Consider the following 21,157-nt stretch of genomic DNA (forward strand, 5'->3'; position numbering starts at 1 on the left):
CCAATGTTTCGGTTTCGCTTGGCGATAGTCATTGTTGTTTCGTTCTGCTTTGTATTGAGTTTGGGTATTGCCTTGTATTGGGGCGCCGACGAAGTAGCGCGCTATTTTCAACACAGCCAAACCGCCTACGAAACCTTCGACGATTACGAACAGCTGTCGCAGGAAGCTTATCGCCATTTCAAGCAACGCATGGACCGGCTGATCACCGCCAACCCCAATTCGGAAACCGGCGTGGAATCTTCCAAACGCCGTCTTTACGAGGCCATGCAAACGCTGCGCGACACCGCCGTCAAAGCGCCGGACACAGACAGCGCCAGCGAAGAATGGACCAATAAGCCCGCGGAGTTGGAGAAAGTCGCCCATCTCACCGCTTTCCTGGAAGCCAGCGAATATCGTTTCGAAGAAGTGGAGCGGCTGCGCTTGCAAGGTAAGCTGACTACCGCGGTGCAGGCTTTAGCCAAGTTCACTGAAGAGGAAATCGACGGTAAATTCCAACCCCTAATCGACGCCGCTATCAACGCCGAACGGGAAAAAGCCCAAAAAGCCAAGCGCGAGTTGGAAATGTTGGTGGAAAAGTCGCGCTGGACGGCGATTTTAGCTTCGTTAACCGCGGCGCTATTCAGCTTGGTAGCCGGCATCATGTTGCTGCGCGCGTTTAAAAAACCTATCGAAGCGCTAATGAAAGGCACGGACGAAATCGCCTCCGGCAACCTGGATTACCGAATCGCTTTGGACAGCCGCGACGAATTTGCTTATTTGGCCAGCCACTTCAATCAAATGGCCAAGGAACTGGAAGTCCAACAAGATAAACTACGCGAAGGCCGCGCCGTATTGGAAGAGCGAGTGACCGAGCGGACCTTTGAGCTTAATCTATTGAACGAGGAATTAAAGCGCATGGATAATGCCCGCCGTGAGTTTTTGGCGGACATCAGCCACGAACTGCGCACGCCGATCACGGTGATTCGCGGCGAAGCGGAAGTGACGTTGCGCGGCCAGGACCGCGATGCCGAAGAATACAAAGACGCATTGCAACGCATCGTCGAGCTGTCGATGCAGTTGGGTAAATACGTGAACGATTTACTGTTTCTGGCCCGCGCCGACACGGCCAATCTGCAATTCGAATGGAATAAAGTGGATTTGGCGGATTTGGTAGCCAGCAGCGTCGAGGATTTTCAAGTGATGGCGCAAGAGTATTCGATTTCCGTCAGCCTGGACGCGCCTTCCGGGCCATTACTGGTGCGCGGCGACAAGCAACGGCTACGGCAAGTGCTGTTCATTCTGGGCGAGAATGCCTGCCGCTATTCCAAACCGCTCGGGCATATCGCTGTGGCGTTATGGCGCGACGGGAAACAGGCCTGTTTCAGCCTGACCGATCAGGGCATAGGCATACCCTCCGAGGATCTGGATCGAATTTTCGAACGCCACTTCCGCAGCAGCAATGCCCAGCATTCCCGAGACGACGGCTCCGGCCTGGGTTTGCCGATGGCCAAATCCATCCTGCAAGCCCACGGCGGGCAAATCGCGGTACGTAGCGTCGAAAACGCCGGATCGACATTTACGGTTACACTACCCCTGCTTACGGTAGCATAGGACGGATTTTCATATGAATGATAAATACATGACAACCAATACTCTGACGGGAATAGGCTATATGCGGGTACTGATGGTTGAAGACGACGAGCGTATCATCGATTTCGTGCAACGCGGCTTAAAAGCCGAGGGCTATGCCGTGGAGGTGGCCCGTAGCGGGCAAGAGGCCATTGCCTTGGGTACCGAAGGCAGCTTTCAGGTGATCATTCTGGACTTGGGCCTGCCGGACATGAACGGCCGGCAGATTTGCGAACGCTTGCGCAGCAACGGCATCGACACCCCGATTTTGATGCTGACCGCGCGCGATACCGTGCAAGACAAGGTAGCCGGCCTGCGCTCCGGTGCCGACGACTATATGACCAAGCCGTTCGCCTTTGAAGAATTGCTGGCCCGTATCGAAGTTTTACTCAGGCGGCGCGGCGGCGAAGTGAAGCAGGACGACAAAGAATTGCGTATCGAAGACCTGGTACTTAATGGCGAAACTCACGAAGTAAGACGCGGCGATAACGTCATCGAGTTAACCCCCAAGGAGTTTGCCTTGCTGGAATGCTTTATGCGCATGCCGGGTAAAGTATTGAGCCGCACACGCATTCTGGAACAAGTCTGGGGCTATAGCGCCGATCCGCTGACCAATGTGGTGGATGTTTATATTCGCCAGCTGCGGCGGAAGATCGACGACGATTACGAGCTGAAATTGCTGAAAACCGTGCGCGGCTTTGGATACAAAATGGATGCGTCTTGAGTTGGACGTGCGAAATTTTGTGTCTACGCACCGTTATCAACAGTCTGGTCGGCAGCCTACAAACCTTGGTAAGCTAGCTTACTGAACAAACCAGCGCCAACCCGGACATCACGCGCCTCCTATGCAACTCACCCTGCTCGACCCGGATCATCCGCACCAAGCCTTTCCGCCACTGCATAAGGCCTTGAAACAACCGAATGGCTTACTGGCCTTTGGCGGTTGCCTATCGCCGCAGCGCATCGTCAACGCCTACCGGCACGGCGTATTTCCTTGGTTCAATCCGGGTGAGCCTATTCTGTGGTGGTCGCCCGACCCGCGTTTGGTATTGTTTCCGGAACAGCTGAATATTTCTCGCAGCCTGGCGAAAACCCTGCGCAAACAATTGTTTGAGATTCGTTACGACAGCGCCTTTCGTCAAGTAATCGATGCGTGTGCGGCGCCGCGTCGCGACGAAGGTGGCACCTGGATTACCGACGACATCCGCCAAGCCTATACCACACTACACCACCTGGGTATCGCACACAGCTGCGAAGCTTGGCAGGACGGCCAGTTGGTAGGCGGCCTGTACGGCATTGCCATCGGCCAGGTCTTTTTCGGCGAATCGATGTTTCATCGTAAAACCGATGCCTCCAAAGTGGTGTTTGTGCATCTGGTGCAGCAGCTCAGCGCTTGGGGTTATCAAGTCATCGACTGTCAGGTCAGCAGCGAACACTTACTCAGCCTTGGCGCGGCGGAAATCCCTCGCAGCCGCTTTGTAGAACTGCTGGATAGGCTCTGCGATCAAACACCGACGCCCGACGCTTGGCAAGCATGAGCTCCATCCCGATTTGGCTGGACAGCGGCCACGCCTGCGGCTATCTGGACGACCGTCTGGCACGTTCCGGCTTCGTGCATCCGTCGGTGAATATCGACACCACGCTCTACTCGCAACTGATTGCTCAGGGCTTTCGGCGCAGCGGCGATCATGTTTATAAACCCTATTGCGAAGCCTGCCAGGCTTGCGTGCCGACGCGGCTGCCGGTGGCATTATTCCAACCCGACCGTAAACAAAAACGCTGCATCAAGCGCAATGCCCAAACCCAGGTAGTCGTCAAAAACGCCGAGTTCGACCCGCGTCATTTCCAACTGTATCAACGCTATCTAAGCACCCGCCACGACAAGCCCGGCGAAGATGCCGAAATCACGCCGGATGACTACATCAAATTCCTCGGCAGCAGCTGGTGCGACACGCTGTTTGTGGAGTTTTTAATCGGCGGCCAATTGGCGGCGGTCGCGGTGGTCGATGTGGTAGCCGACGGGCTATCGGCGGTGTATACCTTTTTCGACCCGTATTTTGCCGACCATAGCCCAGGCGTTTACGCGGTATTGTGGCAAATCGAAACGGCCAAGCAAATGGGACTGGAATATGTTTATCTGGGCTACTGGATCAAAGACTGTCGTAAAATGCGCTACAAAATCGATTATCAACCGCTGTCCGGCCTAATAAACGGCCAGTGGCAATTTATTTCAAATCAAACATTTAACGAGGATTAAGCCGTGCCGAAAGCCAACGAACTAAAACAGGGAACCGCCATCGAAATCAACGGCGAGCCGTATGTGGTCAAACACATCGACGTGCGCAACCCTACCTCGCGCGGCGCGACCACGCTTTACAAAGTCCGCTTTACACACATGAAAACCCGGCAGAAGCTGGACGAAACCTTCAAAAGCGACGACATGCTGAAAGCCGCCGATTGTTCACGGTGCAACGTGCAGTTTTCCTACCAGGACGGCGACACCTACTATTTCATGAACAGCGAAACTTACGATCAATACGCGCTGGCGGCTGACGACCTGGAAGGCCAAACCCTATATCTGACCGACGGCCTGGAAGGCATCATCATGCTGTTGATGGACGACGCCGCGCTAGGTATCCAGTTACCAACCACCATTACGCTGCAAATCGTCGAAACCCCGCCATCCATGAAAGGCTCCAGCGCCACCAAACGCACCAAAACCGCCAAACTCAGTACCGGCCTGGAAGTACAAGTCCCCGAATATATAGAATCCGGCGAGATGATCAAGGTCAACACCGAAACCGGCGAATTCTCGTCGCGGGCTTAACGCCGCCCTCTCCGCCAGCCGCCGACCGAATCAGCCATCGGCGGCAACGGCTTCACTACCCCGCCCTTTACCCAGTCAGCCCCCAAATCTCGATTGGAAGTATGTCCGAGTTCGTGTCTGAGCCGCAATGAATGACTCATGCTCGATTGATATTGAAGCGATTTTTGATTCTTTGTGGCACACACCGCAATCCCTTTGGCAGCATTGCTGAAAAAATTCTGAGTGCAACAGCTTTATTGGAATATTTCGCAGGCATTCAGTGCTGACTGAGCAAATTCGGCCAATTGCCGACTGTTGAGTATTTCGAGTCAATGGCAGGTTTACCCCCAAAATAGCTATTCAACATGAAACTCGGCAACAACAATTAGCACGACGTGATATCTCGGACGATCCAATGGAATTTTGAGTCAGGCAAATTCGCTCGTGTCATTGGCAATAATCCTCCGAAATATGATGGTTATTACAAACAAACTTAAATACGTTTTAGATTCAACAGATATGATAACGGGTTTCTTCGTACTTTTTTAGTTTCAGAAGCAGCATCTAAAAGGTCTGGAACAATGGAACCTAAACTTGCGGCCGCCCCTGTAAGAAGAGCGGAAAGAGTAAAACCTGCAAAGGCAGAAACTACTAGCGCAGGAGAACCGGCAGCAAATGCTTTCTTTGATATTTTTCCAAAAAGATTACACCAAATATCTCTGTAAGCATCCTCCGCTTTCCGGGCTTCAGGTATTATCTTTCCAAGTACTAACTTACGAATTTCACTTTCATACTTTTCATCCCAAGGTTGAGATCCAATCTGAGAGGTTAGATCAAGTATATATTCTCTAACAGGCTGTTGATTTTATCGCTCCCGCAAGCCGCATTGATTGGTTGAACCAGATGCGAGAGTAATTCATAAGACATTGTTCTGCATGATAAAATAGTACCATCTCCAATATACTGCATTGATCCCATGCGCGGCGCCGACATCACCCAAGAAGACCTGTTCAGCTACCGAACCCTGGAAGCGCGGATTCCGAAAAAACATCCGCTCCGCAATCTACGCAAAGTAGTCGATCTGTTGCTCGCCACACTGAACGACGAGTTCGACGCGCTCTACGCCCGTCGCGGCCGGGATTCGATTCCGCCGGAGCGCCTGCTGCGCGCCAGTCTGCTGCAAGTGCTGTTCTCCATTCGCTCGGAGCGGCAGTTGGTGGAGCATATCGATTTCAACCTGCTGTACCGCTGGTTCGTTGGCTTGACCATGGACGACGCCGTATGGGATCACTCCACCTTCAGCGCCAACCGCGACCGCTTGCTGAACGAGCGCACTTGTGCCCTTTGGGTATCAGCCGTTTGTTTTTCGAACGGGTACTGGCCTTGGCGGAGTGGAAAAAGCTACTCTCCGACGAACATTTCTCCGTGGACGGTACGTTGATCCAGGCCTGGGCTTCGCACAAGAGTTTCGTCAAAAAGGACGGTTCGACCCCGCCGCCGGAAGACGGTGGACGCAATCCCACCGTCAACTTCAAGGGCGAGAAACGCAGCAACGATACCCACGCCTCGACCACCGATCCCGATGCTCGGCTGTACAAAAAGAGCGAAGGTGACAAATCTCAGCTGGCTTTCCTCGGCCATGCCTTGATGGAGAACCGCAATGGCTTAGTCGTCGACGTTGAAGTCACCCAGGCCACCGGCACCGCGGAACGCGAGGCGGCCGAAACCATGGTCAAACGCACGATCAGTAAACCTGGCGCAACCTTGGGCGCCGACAAAAACTACGATACAGCGGATTTCGTGGGCAAGCTACGCGGACGCAAAGTCACCCCGCATGTCGCCAGAAAAGAAAAAGGCTCGGCCATTGATGGCCGTACCACGAGGCACGACGGTTACCGCAAAAGCCTCAAAACCCGCAAGCGGATCGAAGAAGTCTTCGGCTGGGCCAAGACCGTCGGTCCGCTACGGCAAACCAAGTTCCGGGGCTTGAAGAAAGTCGCCGCACAAACGTTTTTTACCTTTGCCGCCTATAACCTGACGCGAATGGGCGCCATTTTCGGTTGGCGTTACAGCACCGCCTAGGTGGTCGTGCGCCTAAAATCCGCCAAAAGGCGGAATTTAACCCCCTTAGGGGCGAATATAACCGGCCAAAACCGGTTTTTAAGGCCTAATCAGGCTTCCAGACCACCCGGCGCTTCGAGAAATGGCGCCGAAACCGAAGGTATATCGGTAAATTTCAACAGCCTGTTAAAGTGACCACGGACAGTAACCACAATGAGGCCATATCACCCAATAGGCTGGACCGCCAATTCAAAGTCGCTCAGCCGAATCAAGTGTGGACGACGGATATTACCTATGTCTGGACGCTACAGGGCTGGCTTTATGTCGCGGTCGTGATTGATCTGTTCTCCCGGCAAGTCGTGGGCTGGGCGATTGATGAGCACATGCAAACTTCGCTCTACGTCAAGGCCTTACAAATGGCCTTCTGGCGTCGTAAACCGCTACTTGGTCTGCTGCATCACTCGGATCGTGGTAGTCAGTTGCAAGTCGGGAATATCGCCAACATCTGGCCGTGATGCGCATGGAGCAAAGCATGAGCCGAAACGGAACGCTTTTTCCGTAGCTTGAAGCATGAACAGCTCAACTACGAAAAATTCAAAACCCAAGAGGCGGCAAAACTGAGCGTGATCGACTATTTGGCTTTTTCGATCGCAATCGACATTGGACTATCAATCTCCGATCGAATTCGAGCAGGAATTTTATTGAAACGCTGCCTGAACAGGTGTCCGGTTGTTGTTGACCATTACAAAGTAAAATGGATTTATGATGACGCAAAGGTCAGACTTGGCAAACAATTTACGAAACTTAGTTAGTCTGCTAGAGTTTCCCTCGAATTTGATTAGTTGTATTTGTTCTTTCTTCGATAAAAAGTGGCTGCCGTATCAATGTCTAACAGAAATCTAAATTATCAACTAGCTCTGTGGTCAGTAGTGAAGCTACCGCTTCAGATACTTTTCCTCGGCGGATCCATTTTGTTATTGGTTCTCCTGACCACTAAAATATTTTCTGGTTTAGGTTTAAGTGGCGCCCTAAACGGTTTGGCGGACAAATCGAGTCTACTCACGCTGATACTTGGACTAATTGCTTTGCTGGTTGGAATTTGCTTCGCCGCACTGTTATGGTGGTTGTCAGAACGTTTTTTCACTCTGATTAGCTCTGGCAAACTCACTCCAGAACAAGCGTCTTCGTTGAAAGACTTGCCGATGGGTTTACCCGAGGGATCTGTAAGGGCTATTCTCGCACTAATTGTCGCAGTGTTAGGAATACCCATTTTGATGTTTTCTGGATCCACAAGTCTCAAACCGGAAATTGCCGGGTACCTAAATGGAATCATCACCGGTGTATTTGGCTTCTATTTTGGTACACGTACGGGGGGAGCTCCCAGTCAAGCATTAAACCAGGTGGTAGATGCACAAACGCGTACGAAAGAAGCAGAAAAACAACGTGACGCTGCACAAGCAGATGCCGCAGCCAGTCAAGTAGCCGCAGCCGGTGCCACGCGAAAAGGTCAATTCAGTACCATACTCGAAAAATTGAATCGCCATCTCGCGCTTGCATCCACTGTATTGGATGTCATTGAGCCCCATCTACCGCCAAACTTATTACCAAAAGGATTTCGCGACACAGTCAAGAAAGCGAAAAATGCATTATCAGCCGTTGAAGGAATTTCAGGCGATACCGCGACAGACGATCATGTCAAATTATTGGAAGAAGCTACTAATGCTTTGATAGGCAACAAGCAGGATGACTCTTCCTGGCTGGGTGGATTGCTTCAAAAAGCGACTCCTATGTTATCGGGGTTGGAAATCGCGGGAGTCGGACTTGGTCCGCTCGCTGGCCTGGGTATATTGTTGTCGCTGGGCGTTAAATTGGGCGTTGCTCAGTACCAAAGGTGGCGCGCCAGGGTTCTTTCAGCGCCAATCGCAACCGGTCTAATTGAGTTTGGTACCGTGACTCCAGAGGAAGTGCGATCTGTTCTTATGGAAGCATCAATATTTAATAAGGTTTTAGCAAGTCAAAAAGACCAACCGGGGTTTGATGTTGATTTGGCAGACGCGGTTTTGCGCGACAATGCGTTGGATCGCTTGTGGGATCGATACGGTAACGACACACCCGCCAAGCTTGGCTTATTTGAAAGCCGTCAGCAATTAGTGGACGGCTTGAACCAGTTCCGCCAAATATTATTAGCTAGTCGCTCATTAAACGATGTACCGGAGAACGTACCAAGTCAAATTGCGAATGCTCTCAATCAATCCTCAATCGCAGAATTGCGAATTCCTGGTCCAATTACTCCAACGGTGGTCAACCAGCTAATTTCGACTGCCACGCGGGCTTCTGCTAAAGAATCCCTGCCCGAAGATGAAGATGCACAGGCCGCATTCGACGCTTTAGTTACGTTGGTCCACCACGCTCGCCAAGACGGTATCGACTTACCTGTGGTTCTTTCGGAGTTGAAGTAATGAAACTATTACTATTTGCTGTGATTACAATGGTTATGTCCGGGTGCTGTGGCCCAGTCTGGCAGCTCAGCGATTGGCAAGACCTCGAAAACGCTAAGCAATACGATGAAATAGAAGTCGAGGCTATCGATTCCGAATGCATTGCTCAAGACGGCAAAATGAACGAGGCTTGCCCGAAATTGTTTGCCATCCACGCCCGCGCGTGTTTGATACTAGCTCGGGCAGAAACGTCTGAGACAGCTGCTTGTCCACCATACACGGAATCAGCGCGGAAACGAATGGATTGTGCCGCTGCGGACTACGCCAAGGCACGGTCTGGAAACTTTTCAAATGACCAACTTATCGAGTTTTCCGAACACCAAGCTCGTGCACTTTATTGTGGTGCCAATTTCCGTACACGACCAGAAGGAGTACCATTGGCTCGAAAGGCAGTTGTTGAATTGTCAGGGCTCCCGCCCAATCCTCGCAGGGATCACCTAGCAGCCTCCGCCGAGCTTTTCCTAGCTGGGACTGATCAATTAAGCGCTGCAGACCGTTGTCAGTCAGCAAAGAAGGCGCTGCAGTTTACCAGCCGAGGCCTAGCAGATGGATCCGCATCGGTTGCGGTTACCGACGGCTTACGTGGTGCTCAGGCAGCCGCTAATCGAATTATTGACCAAATCAACAGCTGCCGGAGAGATTAAACATGGAGTTCACTCGCTATTTATCGTATCGCTTTCCGTTAATTCGCGGCGAGGATGTTCGTGCGGTGCAACAAGCATTGATTACGCTGCAAATTAAACCACCTTGTGGCGTTGCTGATGGTATTTTTGGCAGCGCTACAGAAGCGACGGTACTAGGCTTTCAAAAATATTTTAATAGTCAAATCATATCCGATGAGGACAATCTAACTGAAGACGGCATCGTTGGTCCCAAAACCTGGGCCGCACTTTTTCGGAGTACTGGCAATACAAATGTGATTGCGGCAAATATCCTGGCTGCGAGAAAAGCACTACCAGAAATACCTAAAAACTTTAGCTATACAGCAAAGACGCCACCTCCATTGAATCAAAACCAATGCCTTCGTGTGAAAACCTGGCTGATGAATAACTTCGGCCCTGAGATTACCAAAGCAATATCAGGAAAAGCGTATGATGTAGACATCGTATGCGCTATTGCGTGCAAAGAAACAGCAATAGAATGGCTAGCTTGGATCGATAAAATGCCGCCTGAACAAATACTTGCCCGTTGCGTATTTGACGCCAGTGGCGATTATCCCAATACCACCCGTAAAGCATTTCCGATCAACACTGCAGCCTTTTGTGCTCGTTATAACAAAGTTCTTACTGATCAACTAATCTTCGAGGCAAACCTTACACGTAGGCTGAAAAAATTTCAGGATAAAGAATGGGTTTACAAAGGATATGGAATTTTTCAATACGACTTACAGCACATTGTCGATGATTTAGAATTCTTTCGAGATAAGAAATGGTACAACTTTTCTGAATGTTTGAAACGATTGATCACAGAAATGGACAGTAAACTTCATGATGCTAAAGGCAATTTAGCTGAAGCGATTCGTCGTTATAATGGTTCCGGTCAAAAGGCTGAAGAATATGCAGTCCATGTATTGCAAATGACTGAATGGTGTCGTGTTACCTTAGCTGCTGCATAGATTATCTGAAAGCAGCGAAAAAGATTGATCTAGCCTACGCAGGTCGGTTGCCGAATAGACTTATCAATATCACTGTACTTAACCATCAATTCTTTCAATTTGAATATTGTGCAATGCTTTATGGAATGGTTCTGTAAAGCGTTCTCTATATTTCTCGTCTTTTGGCCCATGTAACATATCTGCTAGTTTTGGAAGATTTTTTAAATAGAGATGATCAATATGCCCCTCCTTCCGAGACACTTCTTCGTACTCAGTAATCATAGAGCTTAAAAAATCTCGCATTTTGGAAATCTCTTTACGTATTTCACTCCAAGCTTTAAACAAATCAGGTAGAGCATTGCCTTCTAGAATCAAAACCTCAAGCTCTAGTTGTAAGTCATTAATTACACCCATTTGTTCGATATAGTCTTCCCTTGGCACATAGGCGTCTATGACCGGAGCAGAAAACGCTGCGTTACGGCTCAATCCCGCTCTAAGCTCACGTCTCGCTTTTTTTACTCCTACATATGCTCTAACAAGGCTTTGTTGACATTTTGCGCGTAGTTCGCGCATAGCTTCGTGTTGTCGTTGTTGAGATATATAATTTTGAACTGCAATACCACCGGTTATACCGATAAGCGTAAGTTGGGCAACAAGCTTAGCAATCTCAAAACCCAATTCCTTTGCCTTATCTTCTCCATATGTTATCAACATCGTTGAAAGAAATATGGTGCTAATCAGTATTAGAGCAACCATCCATGTGGCATTCGATTTGATTTTTTTGGTCTTCACTAAAATAGCCTTATTCCGTATTTAAAATACAATCCGTCATTCAACAGGATTTTCATTTGCGGTCCATTAGATAGTTTAGGTATGTCAGCCAAAAAATGATCTGTGGCACGATAATTTTTTGACCTGGGTATGATCTTCTTTTCTGTATATCATTCGGCAGAGAAAATAATGTCCGCTAACAGCCAGGCTGCTGCCATTAAATCAGATCAAACGATAGTCCGCAACGGGTCGATAATGATCATTTACTATCGATTCATAAACAAATCAAATAGCGCACAATTGGCTATCACCAATACCCTGGCTCAGTATATCCAGGAAAATATCCCATTGGCACAACGCACCTATTACGTCAGTCTATCGTTAAAATACTAAACATGCCGGGCGCGGCGGCAGCCAATCCAGCTGACAGTCGCAGATCATTCACCTTAACCCAAATACCTTATATGAACGCAGAGCCCCCCGTATTGGCCGCCCGCAACCTGGTTGTCGAGTACCGACAACACCGTGCGGTCGATAATTTAAATTTACACATCCCCAAGGGCTGCGTTTACGCGCTGCTGGGTGGCAATGGCGCCGGCAAGTCGACAACCATCAGCACGTTTTTGACCTTCAACCAGCCCAGTAGCGGACAGGTGCTGATCGAAGGCGAATCGCCGCACGCCAATCCCGATCTGGTGCGGACGAAACTGGCCTATTTACCGGAAAACGTCGCGCTGTACGAGGTAATGAGCGGCTTGGAAAATCTGACTTATTTCTGCGCGCTGGCGAATATTCGTTTGCATGACGAGCAAGCCCGTCGTTTGTTACTGGACAGCGGCCTGCAAGCGGATGCTCACGGTAAACGGGTGGCGGCGTATTCCAAAGGCATGCGGCAAAAAGTGGGCTTGGCGATTGCCTCGGCGAAACAGGCCAAAGCCATGTTGCTGGACGAGCCGACCTCCGGCCTGGATCCCAGCGCGGCCAACGACTTTGCCCAACGCATCCGCGCCGCCGCCGATCAAGGCATGGCGGTGTTGATGGCCACCCATGATTTGTTCAACGCCAAGCAAGTCGCCGACCGCATCGGCATCATGAAAAGCGGCCGACTGGTGGAAGAATTCGACGCCCACACCGTGCAACACGACGAACTGGAGCAAAAATATCTGGCGCATGCCCGGGGGCTGGCATGATCAAAACCATCATTCGCAAGGAGTTTCTCGCCACACTGCGCGACGGCCGCTTGCTGACTTTGGGCATTGCCCTATTGCTATTGTTTGTCGGCTTTTTCCTGGCGTCAGCCTATGAATTGCAGCAATTGCGCGCGGAAAAACACCGCGTCGGCACCACCGCCAAGGAACAGTGGAATACTCAGAGCGTGAAAAACCCACACTCTGCCGCGCATTACGGCATCTACGTGTTTAAGCCGGACACGCCGGCGGCGGCTCTGGATCCGGGTTTGCGGCCGTATATCGGCCAGTCTTTATGGCTGGAGCCGCATAAGCGCAATCTGACCCGGTTCAGCCCGGCAGCGGACCAAGTGTTGGCCGGCCGCTTCGGCCAAGCCGCCACCAGCTTTGTGTTGACCGCGCTATTGCCGCTATTGATTGTGGCCTTGACTTTTAACTCGGTCAGCCAGGAACGCGAATCCGGCACGTTGCGGATGTTACACAGTTTGGGGGTTAACGCCGGCCAGTTGTTGTTCGGCAAATTGCTGGGCTTGCTGAGCGCGTTTGCCCTGGTCTTGGCACCGGCGCTGTTGGTAGCCGCCGTGATACTGCTGGGCCACTTCGCATTTACGCTGGACGACGTACTGCGCCTGCTGGTTTTGATGCTGCTGTTGAATCTGTACTACGGCGTCTTCGCCGCAGTCGCCATCGCCGCTTCCGCGTCTTTCAACACCAGCCGCACGACTTTGTTTTGCCTGCTGGGCTTTTGGTTGGCCAGCGTGTTTATCGCCCCGCGCCTGGGCGCCGTCACTGCGGAAATGCTGGCGCCCAATCCCAGCGCCAGCGAATTCTGGCGTGAGATCAAGGATGACATCGACCACGGTCTAGACCACGACGGCGACCATGAACAACGCGCCAAAGCCTTCGAAGCACAAGTGTTGGCGCAGTACGGGGTTTCCCGCAAGGAAGATTTGCCGGTCGGTTTCGTGTCCTTAAATCGCCAGCACAACGATGCCTATTCCGTTAAGGTGCACGCGCTGCATTTCGACGCCTTGCGCGACAATTTTATTAAACAACAACACTTGAGCCATCTGGCTTCCTGGCTAGGCCCCAGCCTGGCGCTGCGTTCATTGTCTATGACCTTAGCCGGCATGGATTTAGCACATCAACGGCATTTTGAGGACGCCGCCGAACAATATCGGCACTATTTTATCAACCTGACCGAAGACTGGGATCGCGAGCGTAGCCGCGGCACGGAGCGCAAGGCCACCGGCGCTGAGGCCGATTGGCGTAGCGTGGCGGACTTTAGCTATCAAGCCCCGGACATCGGCTTTGCCTTGCGCACCGCCGAGCTAGATCTACTAGTGCTATTGCTGTGGTTGGGTTTATCGGTGGGCTTATTGAGTCTTTCCGCTCGGAGGCTGGTGCCATGATGCAGTTAATCGCCATCGAATGGCTGCGTTTTAAACGCAACAGCTTAAATCTGTGGGTGACAGGTTTGTTTCTGCTGGTGATGCTGGCTAGCGCCGTTTGGTCGGGTTTGGCTGCGCGCGAATTCCGTCAACACGGCACCGCAGCCCCGCAGACCGTCAACGCGATGTCCAATCAAGCGGAGATGCATGACGCCCCGAAAGCGGCGGACCACACCCCCAAAGCCAATGCATTTGCCGCCAGCGCCGCCGCGCCGCCTTTGCGGCTGCCGGCCCTGAGCGGTTTGGCCTTGAGCGTGCGGCAACTGGATTTTTTAAGTACCGGCATCAAAATCTCCACTCGCAGCCGCCACACCGACGGCCGTAACAGCGATCAGTTGTTCAACCCGATGCTGCATGAGTTGGGCATGCTGGACTTTGCCACCGTGTTCGCGTTACTGACCCCGCTGATGGTGATTGCCTTGAGCTACGGCCTGGTGCAGGAAGACCGGGAGAGCGGCGTCTGGCGTTTGGTCTGCACGCAAATGTCGGCACCCTGGCGCTTGGTGTGTGCGGCGCTGAGCGTGCGGTATAGCGTGGTGGTATTGGCGGTTTTCAGCAGTTCGCTGTTGGCGCTATGGCTCGATCCGGCATTTAGCCTGGAAACGCTGGTTTATTGGCTGGCGTTCGCCGGCCTGTACACACTGGTGTGGTTTGGCATCGCCGGCTTGTTCCTGCTGCTGCCCTTCTCCTCTGGGGCGGCGGCCATCGGCATGCTGGGCGTCTGGTTGGTTTTGACCTTTGCCGGCCCGGCCTTGCTGACCTGGGCAGCCGACCAACATGCGCCGATGCCTTCCCGGCTGGATAGCATCATCGCCATCCGCCAGTTCCAGGAGCAAAACAATCAACAACGCCAAGCGCTGCTGACGCAGTGGTATAGCAATCATCCCGATCTGCAGCTGCCGCAAACCGGCAAAGAGTTACCGCGCGAAATCGCCGGTTTGCCGGCCGGTTTGGTTCTGGATCAACAGATCAGACCGGTGATGTACCGCTTCGACAGCACCCGCCAGGGGCAATTCGAGTTTTTGGAAGCGTGGTCCTGGCTGTCGCCGGCGCTGGCGGCCGTGCAAATGGCGGATAGGCTGGCCGGCATCGACGCGCCGCGCTATGCCGAATATATTCAGGCAGTCAATCACTTTGAAGATCAATGGCGCGACTATTTCGTCCCCAAGATCATGAGCGATAGCGCTTGGAGCGATGAACTGAGCCACGACCAACCGCGCTTTGCCTTTGCGTATCCGGCAAATCCGGCAGCCTGTCTAAGCTTGATTGCCGGACAAGCGGCGCTGGCCTTGCTGTTGTTGGCGGTGCTCTTCTTCTCACGCCGGCGCTTTGCCAAAGCCTAACGACGCTATTTGGCTAAAAGACGTCCTGGACGACGCTAGTCGTCCGGGTCGGCTACGCAACATTAAGCCACTATATTTCTGACGCATTGCCTGGCAAACACATTGATAGGCACGCTGCTGCTTAAATAGCGGTTGAACAATTCGTTAATCGTCAGCGGATTGAGGTATACATAAATGCCGCAACCGGTAATGGCGATAAACTGCCTGCTTAACGTTTCGATAAACACGATACGCAGGGTGCTAATTTCGTTGACTTCATTGCTTGTTTCCATGACGCTCTCCCGAATCTGCCGATTTGACTACTAAATGACCAGCATAAGTGACGCCAACTAACAAAAGCCTTTAAAAATCATAGCTGTAAGATTTTTCCAAATTTAGGCAACTTCTAAAAATTGACGCTGAGTTTAAGTTATCGCAAACAGCGCTTGCCGTCGGTAACCTATGCCACGTGGAATCAGTGAATTAATTCACCGGTGCCCACAATCCATCTTGGGCCTGCCAAACGCAGTCTCACGCCAAAATCAGGACTTCTGCGCAGCCGGTATTGCCGGAGAGCGCTTTATAGTACAATTTCCGTCACTTTTAAGCCGACGCGGCGCAGCAATAATCACTAAACAAAACAGGTTCAGATAATGGCAACGATGGATGATAGAGACGGGTTGATTTGGCTAGACGGAAAATGGGTTGATTGGCGCGATGCAAAAGTCCACGTCTTGACTCATACCCTGCATTACGGCTGTGGCGTCTTCGAGGGCTTACGCGCTTATAAAACCGATGCCGGCACCGCGATTTTCAAACTGGCCGAGCATACCGACCGTCTGTTCCGCTCCGCGCATATCATGAACATGAAAATGCCGTATTCCAAAGACGAGATCAACCAAGCCCACCGCGACGCGGTTGCCAAAAACAATCTGGACTCGGCCTACATTCGCAGCATGGTGTTCTTCGGTTCCGAAGGCATGGGTTTGCGCGCCGACAACCTGAAAGTACACGTCATGGTCGCGGCCTGGACCTGGGGCGCCTATCTGGGCGCGGAAAACATGGAAAAAGGCATCCGCATCCGCACCTCGTCCTACACCCGCAACCACGTCAACAGCACGATGTGCAAGGCCAAGGCCAACGGCAACTACATCAACTCGATCCTGGCCCTGCAAGAAGCCTTGTCCACCGGTTACGACGAAGCCTTGTTGCTGGACCACGAAGGTTTCTGCGCAGAAGGCAGCGGCGAAAACTTGTTCATCGTCCGTAATGGCAAAATTTACACGCCGGAAACTACCTCAGCCTTAGAAGGCATCACCCGCGATACCCTGATCACCATCGCCCGCGAACAAGGCTACGAAGTGATCGAAAAACGTATCACCCGCGACGAAGTCTATGTGGCTGACGAAGCCTTCTTCACCGGTTCCGCCGCCGAAGTCACGCCGATTCGCCAATACGACAACCGCGACATCGGTTCCGGCAGCCGCGGACCTATCACCGAAAAACTGCAAGCCCTGTATTTCGACTACGTGCAAGGTCGCCGCGCGGACCACAAGGAATGGCTGACGCTCGTTTCCTAAGTGGCGGAGCAAGCTTATAAAATCCTGGTCGTCGGCCCGTCCTGGGTCGGCGACATGGTGATGGCGCAAAGCCTGTTCATCACCCTCAAGCAACAACATCCCGACTGCCTGATCGACGTGCTGGCCCCGGCGTGGTCCTTGCCTCTATTGGAGCGCATGCCGGAAGTGCATAAAGGCCTGACGATGCCGTTGGGCCACGGACAGTTTGATTTGCGGGGGCGAATCCGCATAGGCCGGGAATTGCAAAGCCAGCATTACGATCAGGCGATTGTACTGCCCAATTCCTGGAAGTCGGCCGTTATTCCGTTCTTTGCGCATATTCCAAAACGCACCGGTTTTCTCGGCGAACTGCGCCGCGGCCTATTGAACGATGTGCGCACGTTGGATAAGACTGTACTGACCATGACCGTGCAACGTTTCGTGGCGCTGGGTTTACCGAAAGAGGCGCCGCAGCCACCAACTTACCCGGTTCCGAAGCTGGCGATCACAATCGAGCAACAATTAAGCGTCTGCAAAAAATTCGAGATCACCGGCGCGGATTTAATCGAAATCCCCCACCCCAGCGCTCTGCTTGAGGGCTCGGAAGAGTTGCGCCCTATTGTCAGCAAGATCCTGGCTCTGTGTCCCGGCGCGGAATACGGTCCGGCCAAGCGCTGGCCGAGCCAGCATTACGCCGCCATAGCAAGGCAAATGGAAGAACAAGGCTGGCAAGTCTGGTTATTCGGTTCCGACAAAGACAAAGCCGTTGCGGAACAAATTAATGACCTATCGGGCGGCATTTGCCGTAACTTCGCCGGCATTACCTCGCTGGCGGATGCGGTGGACTTGTTGTCCTTGGCTGACGCGGTCGTCAGCAACGATTCCGGCCTGATGCACGTCGCTGCGGCACTGGATAAAAAACTGATCGCAGTTTATGGCTCTTCCGACCCCGGCTTTACCCCGCCGCTACATCCCGAGGCGAAGATTCTGGATTTAAACCTGGATTGTTCGCCGTGCTTTAAGCGAGAGTGTCCGTTGGGCCATACTCGCTGCTTAACGGAAATTCGGCCGGAGCAGGTAATGGCGGCGTTGGAAGCCTGAGCGATGAAAATTGCCATCGTCAAATTGTCGGCTTTGGGCGACATCGTTCATGCGATGGCAGCCTTGCAATTCATCAAAGCCGCCTTACCGCTGGCGCAAATCGACTGGATAGTTGAAGAACGCTTCGTCGGCGTACTGGCCGACAATCCACACCTGGATAATATTTTGGGTGTGAATTTAAAAGCCCTGAAAACCGACAAATGGCGTGTCTTTGCCGAGATAAACAAAATACGTACTTATGCCGAGCAGGGTTACGACTTAGTGCTGGATGCCCAAGGTTTGATTAAGTCCGCAGTAGTCTCGCGCTTGCTGTCGGCCAATTGTGTGGGTTTCGATCAAGCCTCAATCCGGGAAAAATGGGCGGCGTTGTTCTATAGCCGGCATGTCGCCTACCCTTACGACGCCAACACCATCGATCGCAATGTCGCCGTGCTGACCCAGCCGCTGGGTCTGCATGTAACAACTGAGCAAATCCAGGCAAAGCAGCCGTTTTTGTTTTTTCAGCCGCCGCAAACGGCCTTGGATGAATATTTTCTAGCCGATCAACCCAACATCATTCTGGTCATCGGCTCAACTTGGCCCAGCCGTAACTACCCTTTAGAAAAATTTCTACAGGTCATCTTCGGTCTGGAAGCTAATTTTCTGATCAGTTGGGGCAACGAGAAGGAGCACTGGATGGCGCAATGGCTGGCAGAACGCAGCCTGGCGCGGGTATTACCGCAATTAAGCCTCAATGATTTGAAAGCGGCGCTGGCCAAGGCCGATTTAGTGATCGGTAACGATACCGGACCGACGCATATGGCCTGGGGTTTAAACCGGCCGTCGATTACCTTGTTCGGGCCAACGCCGATCAGTCGAATTTATCAAACCGCCATCAATAAAGCCTTGAAGTCGCCTTCACCGGTCAATCCGTTCAAGCTGGATAAAAACGATTTTTCCATTGCCGAAATCGACCCGCGTGCTGTCATTGCCCTGAGTAATGAGCTGTTAAGCAAGACCCAACAACTCGCCTGAGTGATTGGCCGGCTAAGTTTTTTCCAGTTCGACAAACATTTTCAGTAACTCGACAATCGGTTCGTCACTAGCCAACACCCTGATTATCTTGGTCTGATTTTGCCGCTCATCCGCCAGATCAAGCAGGCGCTCATGAAACAGCAGTTGTTTCTGCGGATTGGTGATCACCTTCACTAACGGTTGCAAGGGCGATTGTGAGTTTTCCTGGACCACCACCGCCAATTCATCGGTCTGCAATTCGACGATGCAATTCACTGGGTAAGCAGAATCGCTTTCCTCGGCGCAGCTGCGCATCTCCGCAGCCGCAGGGCTGCCGAAATCGATTATGTCGGTTTCAGCGGGCTTATCCACGTCGATACCTTTGCCGGTATCGATAGAAACGGTTTGGCAATACTCTTTTAAGGTATTAATTTGTTTATCAGATGAAAGCAGAAATTTAGTTCTGAAAAAAGGGGTATCTAGCCACTTCCGATCGGTGCCGCAAACAAACATACCTTTTCTGAGCTGGTTAATATTAATTTTTTTAACCATGTTGAAAAACAATATCCAAGGAAGATAATTTACAGAACTAAACCCTTAGCCAACTACCACATATTCTTTCGTAAACTTGCCGTCTTGATAATACTTGGCTAAATCGACACCACAATCCTGCGGCCTTATCACCTGTTTGACACCATAGCGCTTACCGCTTGCATCGGCAATATTCAAGGACAAATCGAGTATCTTCTCTTCAATAGGATTTTTATTGCCATCTTGAATCAGCAATATTTTTGGCTTAAGCCTATCGGCCTTATTTTGCTCGACTATTAAGCCGACTTCACCGCTGCTCAATTCCACTAAATTACCTTGCGGATAAAATCCGATGCAATTGATAAATTGCGTCACATAATTAGCTTCAAATTGCTGTCCCATCCCTTTTACCAAAATTCCCAACGCCATAAGATGCGGCTTACCACGCTGATACACCCGGTCACTGGTGATGGCATCGTAGGTATCGACCACCGCTACCAGCTTGGTAAATATCGATAGCGTGGTTTTGTTCAAACCTCTCGGATAACCGGTGCCGGCCAAATGCTCGTGATGATCGTAGGCAACGTCAACAGCGCCGGGATAGACATTACGAGCCGACATTAACACGTTGCGTCCGTAGAGCGTGTGCTTACGCATGATGTCCATTTCATAGTCTTCTAAAGAGCCCGGTTTATTAAGGATTTCCAGCGGCACTTTCATTTTACCGACATCGTGCATCAAGCCGCAAAAACCCACTTTATTCAGATCTTCCATCGAGAAATTCAACTCCCGACCCAACAGAATAGACAATATGCAAACATTCATACTATGTTGCGCAGTATATTGATCCTGATCTTTAATTTGGGTCAGCAACAGCATCGTATCGGGGTTTTCCAATACCTTATCGACGCACTCGGAAACAGCTTGTTTAACCTCACTGACACTAAATTGATTCCCAAAACGAATATCGTCCATCACCGTTTTAATTAAATTACCGGTGCGTTGAAAGGTATTGGCGGTTTGGTTAAAAGATCGCGCAAAGCTCAGATGTTTACGCGCTTCGGTATTTCTGGTGGGAATCGCCCCGGAGAAGGATTTTTGGTATTTGACATCGATATAGACATAATCACAAATCGCCTGGATGGCTTGAATATCCGCATGACTTTCAATCACAATTCTATCCAATAAAAAAGGTGAATCCGCCGTTGGCGCTTCCAGACGGCTTACGCACATACCCACTCTCAGCTCATATACATGAATTCTGAGTATTCCATCCTCTTTATCTGCCATACCAATCCAATCGGGGATTTGTAGAAATCCAAAAATTTGAAAAATAGCCGCCAAAACGGCATCAAGGAAAATTGTGTCCGACAGGCCTCGGACGCCAGTTAGCCAGCATACCTAGTTCACCCGATCTTGTCCGAACAAAAAGCCCGCAAACCGGCGGCGGATCACAAATCCAATAGGCTTTTTAGTATAGGCGAAGCAGATTTTATCGTGGCCTAATATCTTGGATTTGAGTGACACGCCTACAACCGATTTGCTAATCGCTTTCGGTTCAAGTCACCGCCTTTGGCGCCTTCGATTATTGACCCGACATAACCTCAAACTGAAGCCCAGCCTTTATAGCCGTTGGCAAATTAAGAATTGCTTGATTTTTGTATTGGTTTAAACT

At 51.3% G+C, this 21,157-nt stretch carries 20 protein-coding genes and 1 pseudogene; 17 read left to right on the forward strand and 4 right to left on the reverse strand.

What is annotated here, in order from left to right; genetic code table 11:
* Positions 1 to 3 precede the first annotated feature (3 nt).
* From JL719_RS19910 to JL719_RS19960, 11 genes and pseudogenes are all read left to right on the forward strand, one after another.
* On the forward strand, positions 4 to 1,590 hold the full coding sequence (locus JL719_RS19910; RefSeq protein ID WP_033159249.1) for a sensor histidine kinase: 1,587 nt from the start codon (positions 4 to 6) through the stop codon (positions 1,588 to 1,590).
* Between the two features lie 13 nt (positions 1,591 to 1,603).
* Positions 1,604 to 2,332 carry a response regulator transcription factor gene (locus JL719_RS19915; RefSeq protein ID WP_225892914.1) on the forward strand — a complete coding sequence of 243 codons (729 nt, stop codon included), beginning with the start codon at positions 1,604 to 1,606 and terminating at the stop codon, positions 2,330 to 2,332.
* A gap of 121 nt (positions 2,333 to 2,453) precedes the next feature.
* Complete coding sequence (gene aat, locus JL719_RS19920) at positions 2,454 to 3,146, forward strand: leucyl/phenylalanyl-tRNA--protein transferase (protein ID WP_033159247.1); 693 nt, start codon at positions 2,454 to 2,456, stop codon at positions 3,144 to 3,146.
* Positions 3,143 to 3,865, forward strand: coding sequence for an arginyltransferase (locus tag JL719_RS19925; protein WP_033159246.1), 723 nt, complete (start codon positions 3,143 to 3,145; stop codon positions 3,863 to 3,865). The genes aat and JL719_RS19925 overlap by 4 nt, the downstream gene beginning before the upstream one ends.
* Positions 3,866 to 3,868: 3 nt before the next feature.
* Positions 3,869 to 4,435 (forward strand): elongation factor P-like protein EfpL, encoded by a 567-nt coding sequence (efpL, locus tag JL719_RS19930; protein WP_033159245.1) that lies wholly within the window; start codon positions 3,869 to 3,871, stop codon positions 4,433 to 4,435.
* A 560-nt stretch (positions 4,436 to 4,995) separates the two neighbouring features.
* Entirely contained in the window at positions 4,996 to 5,139 is a 144-nt protein-coding gene (locus tag JL719_RS19935) for a hypothetical protein (protein ID WP_165385987.1), read from the forward strand.
* Positions 5,140 to 5,390: 251 nt separating this feature from the next.
* Positions 5,391 to 6,496: pseudogene (locus JL719_RS19940) on the forward strand (IS5 family transposase).
* A gap of 170 nt (positions 6,497 to 6,666) precedes the next feature.
* Positions 6,667 to 6,990 (forward strand): IS3 family transposase, encoded by a 324-nt coding sequence (locus tag JL719_RS19945; protein WP_051670446.1) that lies wholly within the window; start codon positions 6,667 to 6,669, stop codon positions 6,988 to 6,990.
* Between the two features lie 369 nt (positions 6,991 to 7,359).
* Positions 7,360 to 8,934, forward strand: coding sequence for a hypothetical protein (locus JL719_RS19950; protein WP_033159043.1), 1,575 nt, complete (start codon positions 7,360 to 7,362; stop codon positions 8,932 to 8,934).
* Positions 8,934 to 9,617 (forward strand): hypothetical protein, encoded by a 684-nt coding sequence (locus JL719_RS19955; RefSeq protein WP_033159044.1) that lies wholly within the window; start codon positions 8,934 to 8,936, stop codon positions 9,615 to 9,617. The genes JL719_RS19950 and JL719_RS19955 overlap by 1 nt, the downstream gene beginning before the upstream one ends.
* A gap of 2 nt (positions 9,618 to 9,619) precedes the next feature.
* A complete protein-coding gene (locus JL719_RS19960) occupies positions 9,620 to 10,588 on the forward strand; it encodes a peptidoglycan-binding domain-containing protein (RefSeq protein ID WP_051670449.1) in 969 nt (322 codons plus the stop codon).
* A 78-nt stretch (positions 10,589 to 10,666) separates the two neighbouring features.
* Here JL719_RS19960 and JL719_RS19965 read toward each other — a convergent pair whose 3' ends face one another.
* Positions 10,667 to 11,359: a hypothetical protein gene (locus tag JL719_RS19965; protein WP_033159045.1), complete on the reverse strand. Its 693-nt coding sequence runs from the start codon at positions 11,357 to 11,359 to the stop codon at positions 10,667 to 10,669.
* Between the two features lie 443 nt (positions 11,360 to 11,802).
* On the opposite strand from JL719_RS19965, the gene JL719_RS19970 reads away from it, so the two are divergent.
* Genes JL719_RS19970 through JL719_RS19980 form a run of 3 tightly spaced genes read left to right on the forward strand, consistent with a single transcriptional unit; the run spans position 11,803 to position 15,319 of the window.
* Complete coding sequence (locus JL719_RS19970) at positions 11,803 to 12,528, forward strand: ABC transporter ATP-binding protein (RefSeq protein WP_033159098.1); 726 nt, start codon at positions 11,803 to 11,805, stop codon at positions 12,526 to 12,528.
* Positions 12,525 to 13,937 carry a DUF3526 domain-containing protein gene (locus JL719_RS19975; RefSeq protein ID WP_033159047.1) on the forward strand — a complete coding sequence of 471 codons (1,413 nt, stop codon included), beginning with the start codon at positions 12,525 to 12,527 and terminating at the stop codon, positions 13,935 to 13,937. The genes JL719_RS19970 and JL719_RS19975 overlap by 4 nt, the downstream gene beginning before the upstream one ends.
* The gene (locus JL719_RS19980; protein WP_033159048.1) at positions 13,934 to 15,319 is read left to right on the forward strand and encodes a DUF3526 domain-containing protein; all 1,386 of its coding nucleotides are present in this window, start codon (positions 13,934 to 13,936) and stop codon (positions 15,317 to 15,319) included. Before JL719_RS19975 ends, JL719_RS19980 begins: the two co-directional genes overlap by 4 nt.
* A 62-nt stretch (positions 15,320 to 15,381) precedes the next feature.
* On the opposite strand, the gene JL719_RS19985 is transcribed toward JL719_RS19980, so the two are convergent.
* Entirely contained in the window at positions 15,382 to 15,591 is a 210-nt protein-coding gene (locus tag JL719_RS19985; RefSeq protein ID WP_033159049.1) for a hypothetical protein, read from the reverse strand.
* Between the two features lie 360 nt (positions 15,592 to 15,951).
* On the opposite strand from JL719_RS19985, the gene JL719_RS19990 reads away from it, so the two are divergent.
* From JL719_RS19990 to waaC, 3 genes are read left to right on the forward strand one after another with little or no spacing between them, the layout of a single operon-like run.
* The gene (locus JL719_RS19990) at positions 15,952 to 16,878 is read left to right on the forward strand and encodes a branched-chain amino acid transaminase (RefSeq protein ID WP_033159050.1); all 927 of its coding nucleotides are present in this window, start codon (positions 15,952 to 15,954) and stop codon (positions 16,876 to 16,878) included.
* A 54-nt stretch (positions 16,879 to 16,932) separates the two neighbouring features.
* Positions 16,933 to 17,958, forward strand: a complete 1,026-nt coding sequence (gene waaF / locus JL719_RS19995; RefSeq protein ID WP_033159099.1) for a lipopolysaccharide heptosyltransferase II — start codon at positions 16,933 to 16,935, stop codon at positions 17,956 to 17,958.
* Positions 17,959 to 17,961: 3 nt separating this feature from the next.
* Positions 17,962 to 18,972, forward strand: a complete 1,011-nt coding sequence (gene waaC / locus JL719_RS20000) for a lipopolysaccharide heptosyltransferase I (protein WP_033159051.1) — start codon at positions 17,962 to 17,964, stop codon at positions 18,970 to 18,972.
* Between the two features lie 12 nt (positions 18,973 to 18,984).
* Here waaC and JL719_RS20005 read toward each other — a convergent pair whose 3' ends face one another.
* Both JL719_RS20005 and JL719_RS20010 read right to left on the reverse strand, forming a co-directional pair.
* Positions 18,985 to 19,503, reverse strand: a complete 519-nt coding sequence (locus tag JL719_RS20005) for a DUF3391 domain-containing protein (protein WP_033159052.1) — start codon at positions 19,501 to 19,503, stop codon at positions 18,985 to 18,987.
* 45 nt (positions 19,504 to 19,548) lie between these two features.
* On the reverse strand, positions 19,549 to 20,772 hold the full coding sequence (locus JL719_RS20010; protein ID WP_033159100.1) for an HD-GYP domain-containing protein: 1,224 nt from the start codon (positions 20,770 to 20,772) through the stop codon (positions 19,549 to 19,551).
* Positions 20,773 to 21,157: the final 385 nt, after the last annotated feature.

The organism is Methylomonas sp. LW13, assembly GCF_016865255.1.
Taxonomy (GTDB): Bacteria; Pseudomonadota; Gammaproteobacteria; order Methylococcales; family Methylomonadaceae; genus Methylomonas.